Source organism: Bacteroides sp. D22 (genome assembly GCF_000163675.1).
GTDB classification, from domain to species: domain Bacteria; phylum Bacteroidota; class Bacteroidia; order Bacteroidales; family Bacteroidaceae; genus Bacteroides; species Bacteroides xylanisolvens.
Map to the genome: position 1 here is coordinate 6,095 of NZ_GG774836.1, position 4,582 is coordinate 10,676.

The following is a 4,582-nucleotide window of genomic DNA, read 5'->3' on the forward strand; positions in this document are numbered from 1 at the left end:
CCCCGTAACGGTCTGTCCCCGTCAACGGGGCGCACGGTGTGGCGTCCGCTCTCGATAAGCCGCTGATAGGCTGCGGCTTCCTCCACGGGTGTCACGTCCTTGCGCTGCAAGTTCTCAGTAATCGCCATTTCCTCGGCTTCCTCGTCCGACAACTCGGAAACGATTGCGGGAATTTCGTCCCTGCCCGCAATGACGGACGCACGGTAACGGCGTTCCCCGAAAACAATCCCGTAACGGTCTGTCCCGTCAACGGGGCGCACGGTGATGGGCTGCAACACACCCTGCCGCTTGATGCTCTCGGCAAGCTCGTAAAGGCTCGTTTCATCGAAACGCTTGCGTGGGTTGAAACCGCTCGGCTGAATGTTTGCCAATGCTACCATCGTGATGTTTCTCTCTGCTGCTGATTGATTTGCTTTTGTCTTCATAATCCGTTTGTTTTTAAGTTGATTGTTTATTCTTGTTCTTTTTGATAATTTTTTCCGGTCGGGAAATCGGTTTCTTTGCTATCTTTCTTTCCCCGCTCCGGCTCACGAAAGAAAGTAGCGGGCGGAAAGTCCGCCCTTGCGGCTTACCTGCGGTTATAGCACACGTTCGCGAACTTCTTTTTCTGCTCTACCGCCCGTTTGAGGATGTAGAACGTGCCGCCCACGGCTACCGAATCGTAATAGACCATCAGAAAAGCGGAGTTTTCCAAAAGGTAGTCGTTACGGCGTAGGAAACAGCCCTCGGTATATCCGTCCTGCAAGGTTACCACTTCATCGGCTTGCGCCAAAATGGTGTCATAACGCCGCTTGTCGGCCTGGGTGTACCGCTCGGCTTGTCCCTTGAAGGGGAGAACGCATTTCAAATGGATATGCGGGTATTCCTTTTTGAGGTTCAAGACTTCCTCTGCTGCGATAAGGTCGAAGCCCTCGCACATTCCCGACAAAAAGGTATGGTAGCCTTTTTTGATACAATAACTCTCGATGGCTACAAATGTATCGAACGCCACCTCTCTAAAGAGTTTCTCACGGTCTGCCGTGAACTTGGCTATACGGTTGGTGCGGTGTCCCGAAAAGGCTACCGTCTTTTCTTTCGTAACGGGTGTTCCGTTTTCTGCCAATGTCCTTGTTTCCATATTGATATTTTTTTATCGGTTATTACTTGCCTTCTTCCTGCCACAAACCACGCTCTTTATCAAAATCAATGTCGTAGTAGTAGGCTGTCTTTGTTTTGGGCTTCCTGCGCCCGCCCAAAACTTGGGTTTCCAAAACCTTGTACCCTTTTCGGGTGGCTGCCACGACCACGCAAGTGAGGTACGGCAGATACTTGTGTTTAAACTTCTTTCCTTCCATGATTCAGATGATTAAAAGAATGATTATCAAGATGAACATGAAGCCGACAAACAACCGCCACGCAAGGGCGAAAACAAGCCGTGCCACGAAGCCTAACAGAAGCAAAGTAGCGGATAGGGCAAAAAACTGCCCTGCGGTGGTGGTGAGGAAGTACACCGCCGAAGCCCAAAGGATTAGGCGGTAAACCAGTCTGTAAATGAATGTCGTTTTCATGTTCTCGGGTATTGTCGGGCGGAGGAATCCGCCCGTGGTTGTTTAATAGTTTCCTTTCGGGATATAGCGGTTATCGGCTATCAGCCGGAACGTGTCGTAATCAGCCGTTCCCCGATAACTTAGGGACAGTTCAAAATAGAGGTGTCCTTCCTCTATGTAGAAAGTGAAGCGCAAGCCGTTGCGGATTATCGTCCCTTTTGAATGGTTGTTCCCTTCCCATCTTACGGGTTCATTCTCGATACTTTTCAAGAAATCGGCGACCTTTTTCGAGTTCTCCACATTTTCTTGCTCCACCTGCCTGTATATCTGCGTGTAGTAGTTTATCCAATCGTTTATTTTCTTGGCGGTGAACACGCCGATATTGCACGGCTTTTCGTATTGGTTGCTCGCCCTTTCGATGTCGTAGCGGTTGACATATTCAAAATGCTCCATGTCGGCGGCTATCCTGTATTTGTTCTCTTTGTATATCTTGCACACATGGAAACGGATGCCGTTATACGTGAACTCTATGCGCACGCCGTAAAATGCGGGATATTCACCGCTCTCCACGTGGTAGCCGTATTCCGCTTGGGGTATGTACTTCCTTATCTCCTGCATGAGTGGAGACAGCTCTTTTTTCGCCCGTTCCGCTCTTTCGGTAAACATCGCATTAACGTTAAAGCCGTTAAATTCCTTTTCTGATAATGTTTTCATCGTCTTATGTCTTTAAGTGGGGCGGATTGCTCCGCCCGTTGGTTTATACTCTTGTTCCTTTGTTGTCCCGCTTAGGCTGCTGCGGGTTCGTTTACCGGTTCGGTTACCTTGTCGGCAATCATCTTCGCCGCCTTGTTCACGTCCCCCAATATCTCCACCAAAAAGGCGGGTTCCTCCCTTAGCTTGGTGAGCCAGTGTTTCAGATAGGCGGCGTTGTTCTCCTGCGGTGCGGTTGCGTAGCCGAAGAACGCACCGCAAAGGGCTGCGGTAAGTTCGGCGACAAGTTCCTCACGGGCATAGAGCGCATCCCCGAAGAAGCAGCCGAACGTGCGGTTCAGTCGCTGGGGGCTTCCCGTGCTGTGCGCCATCTCGTGCAGGAGCGTGCCGTAAAACTCCGCTCCCTGCGGGAACTGCTCACGCTGCGGGCAAACGATATGGTCGGAAGAGGGCGAATAGTAGGCACTGTCCGAATACTGCACCTTGATAGGGCAATACCAATTTTGCAGATAGACAAGCTCGTCCAACGCCTCGTAAATCATTCTGTCCGAATAGTCTTCGGGCTGCTCTCCCTTTTTCATGCGCTCGTAGCGTTCGGGGTATTTCCCTGCAAAATCGGTCTGGTCGATGTTGAAGACGTTGTAATACTTCATCTGCGGGATGACCTTGTAATTTTCCTGCTCGGTTGCGGGCAGCTTGCGGTATTCCTCGTACTTGATTGTCTTTTTCGTCTCCTTGTGTACCACGAACTTGAACCAATAATAGACGGGAAACGATCGTGCGCCCTTGCTGACGCTCAAGTCCTCTTCCTTCGCTTGGTTGAACGTGAGGAACACGGGCAAAGTGAATTTCATGAACTCGGTGTAGAACAATAACATCAAGACATTGCCGCCATTATAGAGCGTCCCTCTGATGTTGCGGGGCAAACCTTGTTCAAGGCTCGTTATCCACGGTTTTTGCCAATCCGTTTTCAGGCACTCGATTTTCTTTATCAATAACTCGGTGAACATCGGTGCAATTTTTTCGATGGTGCTGTTCGTTGTTGCCATAACTCACAAATTTTAATCGTTATTACTCTGTTTTCATCGCTTGTCGCCCCAACCAATTTTTTTCCCTTGGCTGATTGGGAAGAACATTGACAATCATTGATAGCGGAAAAGGTGAATTGCAATCATCTGAAAAAATGGTAAATACTACCCGCAGGGTGGAGATTTGGCATTTTTTGCGGATTTGCTTTCACCTCCGCCTACCTTCGTCAATGTTTTCCCAATCAGCTTAGGGAAAAAATGCCCTGTCAGTCATTCCAGTCAATGGTCAGTTACTTGCCGGGTGCGGGAAAAAGAAGCCTTCCGGAGAGCCGGGAACGCCCGTTTCCCGAGGCAAGGACATACGTGCGGGAGAAGTATATGGGAAGACGGTCAGCTTCCGGCTGCCGGACAAACACCGGGGAACTCTTTTGGGCGGGACGGGGCACAGGAAGTTTCGGCGATAGCCGAAGCCCCGTGTTCCGTTTGTCCTTCCGCCCCGATGTCCGGTTTCGGCCATGCAGCCTCACTGAGTGGTCGGCAGCGGACGCCGGGACGGGACAGCCCGTGCGCCAAGGTGTAAGCGCAAGACAGTGAAAACCCTTTCACCCACGTTAGGGATTGCAGGGGAAAGCCCACAGCATAGCGAGGACTTGCAGCGGAAAGCCCGACCCGAAGGGGAACGCTCCGACAATCATCTGGAAACACGAATTGACCGTAATAACTTATTTCTTAAAAGTTATCAGAATTATGCCTCTTTTCCGTAATTTTGAAACCTCTAATGAACATGGCTATGAATAGAAACATACTCACCTTTTTAAATGAATATGCGGAAATATCCGATCCGCAATATGCCATCATGCTGCGAGGTGCCTGGGGATGCGGCAAAACGTTTTTTATCCGCCAATGGATAAAGCAACTGAAAAACGATAAAGATGCGGACAAGTTAAAATGGCGGCCCATATATGTGTCTTTATATGGTTTGACCACTACCCAGCAAATCACAGAACAAGTCAACAAGGAAATATCCCCGTGGCTGTACAGCAAGGGAATGAAACTTGCCAAGAATATATTAAAAGCCGCCTCGAAAATCGCTTTGAAATATGACATCGACGGTGACGGAAAGGATGAAGGGAGTGTAACCTGTGACTTGGACTCCATTTTGTTGTTGAAAGAAGAAAATTCCGAAATAAAAGGAAACAAGATTCTGATTTTTGACGACCTTGAAAGATGTGATGTAAAACTGGAAACCTTGTTGGGATACATCAATTACTTTTCGGAACATTGTAAATGCAAGGTCATCATCATTGGCGATGAGAA

Annotated in this window: 8 protein-coding genes; 2 read left to right on the forward strand and 6 right to left on the reverse strand. The window is 49.1% G+C overall.

Going from position 1 to position 4,582, the window contains the following annotated elements; genetic code table 11:
* The 6 genes from HMPREF0106_RS00720 to HMPREF0106_RS00700 all read right to left on the reverse strand — a co-directional run.
* Positions 1 to 425 (reverse strand): ParB/RepB/Spo0J family partition protein (locus HMPREF0106_RS00720; protein ID WP_009041243.1); only part of this gene is annotated, 425 nt, incomplete at its 3' end.
* A 143-nt stretch (positions 426 to 568) separates the two neighbouring features.
* Complete coding sequence (locus HMPREF0106_RS00715) at positions 569 to 1,117, reverse strand: SLOG family protein (protein WP_009041244.1); 549 nt, start codon at positions 1,115 to 1,117, stop codon at positions 569 to 571.
* A gap of 22 nt (positions 1,118 to 1,139) precedes the next feature.
* Positions 1,140 to 1,334, reverse strand: coding sequence for a hypothetical protein (locus tag HMPREF0106_RS00710; RefSeq protein ID WP_008640960.1), 195 nt, complete (start codon positions 1,332 to 1,334; stop codon positions 1,140 to 1,142).
* Between the two features lie 3 nt (positions 1,335 to 1,337).
* Positions 1,338 to 1,547 carry a hypothetical protein gene (locus HMPREF0106_RS28040; protein WP_009041245.1) on the reverse strand — a complete coding sequence of 70 codons (210 nt, stop codon included), beginning with the start codon at positions 1,545 to 1,547 and terminating at the stop codon, positions 1,338 to 1,340.
* 42 nt (positions 1,548 to 1,589) lie between these two features.
* On the reverse strand, positions 1,590 to 2,240 hold the full coding sequence (locus HMPREF0106_RS00705; RefSeq protein WP_009041246.1) for a hypothetical protein: 651 nt from the start codon (positions 2,238 to 2,240) through the stop codon (positions 1,590 to 1,592).
* Positions 2,241 to 2,311: 71 nt separating this feature from the next.
* Positions 2,312 to 3,286, reverse strand: a complete 975-nt coding sequence (locus tag HMPREF0106_RS00700) for an ArdC family protein (protein ID WP_009041247.1) — start codon at positions 3,284 to 3,286, stop codon at positions 2,312 to 2,314.
* A gap of 163 nt (positions 3,287 to 3,449) precedes the next feature.
* Here HMPREF0106_RS00700 and HMPREF0106_RS0125300 point away from each other — a divergent pair, with 163 nt between their 5' ends.
* Together HMPREF0106_RS0125300 and HMPREF0106_RS00695 are read left to right on the forward strand one after the other, a co-directional pair.
* Positions 3,450 to 3,845, forward strand: coding sequence for a hypothetical protein (locus HMPREF0106_RS0125300; RefSeq protein ID WP_153257578.1), 396 nt, complete (start codon positions 3,450 to 3,452; stop codon positions 3,843 to 3,845).
* A 210-nt stretch (positions 3,846 to 4,055) separates the two neighbouring features.
* A partial coding sequence (locus HMPREF0106_RS00695) for a P-loop NTPase fold protein (protein WP_157133828.1) occupies positions 4,056 to 4,582 on the forward strand: 527 nt, incomplete at its 3' end.

Excerpts from the sequence above, each read along its gene's own strand:
- HMPREF0106_RS00715 (WP_009041244.1), bottom strand. The coding sequence starts at position 1,117 with ATGGAAACAAGGACATTGGCAGAAAACGGAACACCCGTTACGAAAGAA.
- HMPREF0106_RS00710 (WP_008640960.1), bottom strand. The coding sequence starts at position 1,334 with ATGGAAGGAAAGAAGTTTAAACACAAGTATCTGCCGTACCTCACTTGC.
- HMPREF0106_RS28040 (WP_009041245.1), bottom strand. The coding sequence starts at position 1,547 with ATGAAAACGACATTCATTTACAGACTGGTTTACCGCCTAATCCTTTGG.
- HMPREF0106_RS00705 (WP_009041246.1), bottom strand. The coding sequence starts at position 2,240 with ATGAAAACATTATCAGAAAAGGAATTTAACGGCTTTAACGTTAATGCG.
- HMPREF0106_RS00700 (WP_009041247.1), bottom strand. The coding sequence starts at position 3,286 with ATGGCAACAACGAACAGCACCATCGAAAAAATTGCACCGATGTTCACC.